This is a genomic window from Streptomyces hainanensis (assembly GCF_004348415.1).
GTDB classification, from domain to species: domain Bacteria; phylum Actinomycetota; class Actinomycetes; order Streptomycetales; family Streptomycetaceae; genus Streptomyces; species Streptomyces hainanensis.
In genome coordinates, this window is sequence record NZ_SMKI01000721.1 from 1 (window position 1) to 2,490 (window position 2,490).

Genomic DNA, 2,490 nt, shown 5'->3' on the forward strand with positions numbered 1-2,490 from the left:
ACACCTACACGACCTGAGGCCGGCCCCGCGCTTCGCGCGGGGCCGATGCCCGACCGGCGCCGGTGGTTGGGCGGGGCCCCCGCGCTCGCCGACGGGTTTCCGTCCAGCGGCCCTCGGCCGGGACGGTATGTGTCGCCGGCACCGGCCGGGCCGGCGGCCAGCGGGGAAGCCCGCACCTTTCGTGCGGGCGAAGCCCGTCCGGCCGCGGCCTCGGCACCGCGCCCGGCGAAACCGGACCCGCCGGGCCGACACCAGGCCGCCCGGTGCCGGTGCCGGTGCCGTGCGCGCGGTGTGGCGCGCCCGCCGCTGGCGGGGCGGCTCCCGGCCGAAGGGGCGTGCCTGCCCGGTGGGGCCGGGGTCGTCGGTGAGGCCCGGCCGGCTAGGCCTTGGCGTCGGCGTAGCACTCCACCACCGCCGTGGTGAGGGGGAAGCGGACGGGGGTCGGGCCGAAGGTGAGGTGGCCGGCCGCGGCGCCGGCGGCGTGGACGGCCTCGGCGACGGCCGTCGCCTCCTCGGCCGGGCAGTGCACGATCACCTCGTCGTGCTGGAAGAAGACCAGCTCCGCGGCCATGTCCCACAGGGACCCCCGCAGCGCGGCCAGCATCAGCAGCGCCCACTCGGCCGCGCTGCCCTGGACCACGAAGTTGCGCGTGAACCGGCCCCGCGCCCGGGCCGAGGACGAGGAGCCGCCGTCGCCGACCGGCTCCGCGCGGTCCTCGGGTGGGATCCCGGCGGCCGCCGGGGGGCAGGTGCGGCCGAGCCAGGTCCGCACCAGGCCGCCCTGTTCGCCGACCCTGGCCGCCTCGTCCACGTGGTCGACGGCCGCCGGGAAACGGCGCCGCAGGGCCGCCAGCTGCCGGAGCCCGTCGCCCGAGGTCTGGCCGTACATCGCGCCGAGCAGCGCCAGCTTGGCCGCCGCCCGGTCGCCGGAGAAGCCGCCGTGGGCCAGCGCCGTGTAGAGGTCGTCGGCGCCGCCGGCCGCCGCCATCAGACCGCGGTCCCGGGAGACGGCCGCCAGCACCCGGGGCTCCAGCTGGGCGGCGTCCGCCACCACCAGGCGCCAGCCCGGGTCGGCCACGACGGCCCGCCTGACCACCCGGGGGATCTGGAGCGCGCCGCCGCCGTTGGTGGTCCAGCGGCCCGACGGTGTGCCGCCCGGCACGTACGCGGTGCGGAACCGCCCGTCCCGCACCCAGGAACGCAGCCAGGACCAGCCGTGCGCCGTGTGGATCCGGTAGAGCCGCTTGTACTCGAGCAGGGGGGCCACGGCCGGGTGGTCGACGTCGCGCAGCTCCCACGCCCGGGTGGAGGAGAGCCTGACGCCCGCCCCGGCGAACGCGCGGATCACCTCGGCCGGCAGGTCGGGCCGCACCCGCACGCCGGGACCGAAGGCCGCGGAGACCTCCTCCGCCAGCTCGGCCAGCCGCCCCGGCTGGGCGCCCCCCGGATAGCGCCGGCCGAGCAGTTCGTCGAGCAGCCGCAGATGGATGTCCGCCCGCCAGGGCAGCCCGGCCCGCCCCATCTCGCCGGCGACCAGCATGCCCGCCGACTCCGCCGTGACCAGCAGCCGCATCCGCTCCGGGCGCGGCATCGCGGCCACCCGGGCCAACTGGCCCGCGTACACCTCCAACAGCGCCGTCAGCGGATCCGCGTCGGCGGGCAGCGGGACGGGCCCCGCCTCGAACAGCGAAGGCTGCGCCGAGTCCGCCGCGGTCGGTGCCGGATCGTCCGGCACGGGCAGCCCGCGCAGCCGGGCGAACGCCGCGCTCAGGGAACGCGGCAGGCCGTAGCCGCCCTCGTGGCCCAGGAGCAGCGCCTCGGCGGCCTCCACGTCGTAGCAGCGCGGCACCCGGAGCCCGGCCGCCAGCAACCGCGGGTAGACGGTGGACGTGGACCGCCACACCCAGCGCGTGACGCCGGGGCGGCCGCGGACCGCCTCGGCCGGGCTCGGCGCCGCGACCACCGGCCCGGCGGCCCGGCCCGCCTCGTCCAGCGCACATACCCGGACCGAGCCGTCGGCGTACTCCGCCAGCGCGTGTCTGCCGCCCGCCGACCGATCCTCGCTCATGTGTGCGATTGTGGCAGCAGGCACTGACAACGCCGCCCGGGACGCGCCGACCGGCCGTCAGCCCTCGTGCTCGCCCGCGATCACCAGCTCCGCCAGGTGCTCGGCGATCTCCTCCCGGTCCGCGCCCGGCAGCCCCGCGTCCGTCACCAGGGTGTCGACCTCGTCCAGCGTGGCGAACGAACTCAGGCCGGTCGTCCCCCACTTGGTGTGGTCGGCCACGACCACCACCCGGCGGGCCGAGCGGATGAAGTGCCGATTGGTCTCCGCCTCCGCCAGGTTGGGCGTGGACAGACCGGCCTCCACCGAGATGCCGTGCACCCCGAGGAACAGCATGTCGAAGTGGAGCGAGGCGATCGCCGCGTCGGCCACCGGGCCCACCAGCGCGTCCGACGGCGTCCGCACCCCGCCCGTCAGCACCACCG

The 2,490-nt window shown here is 77.7% G+C and carries 2 protein-coding genes; both read right to left on the reverse strand.

The window, feature by feature from the left end; translation table 11 throughout:
* Window positions 1–379: 379 nt before the first annotated feature.
* Window positions 380–2,068, reverse strand: coding sequence for a bifunctional 3'-5' exonuclease/DNA polymerase (locus E1283_RS35165; RefSeq protein WP_132822225.1), 1,689 nt, complete (start codon window positions 2,066–2,068; stop codon window positions 380–382).
* A gap of 57 nt (window positions 2,069–2,125) precedes the next feature.
* Window positions 2,126–2,490: DeoR/GlpR family DNA-binding transcription regulator (locus E1283_RS35170; RefSeq protein WP_425086275.1), on the reverse strand; the 365-nt coding region annotated here is incomplete at its 5' end.

What these genes read in the sequence shown, in the direction of transcription:
- E1283_RS35165 (WP_132822225.1), bottom strand. Translation starts at nt 2,068, where the DNA reads ATGAGCGAGGATCGGTCGGCGGGCGGCAGACACGCGCTGGCGGAGTAC.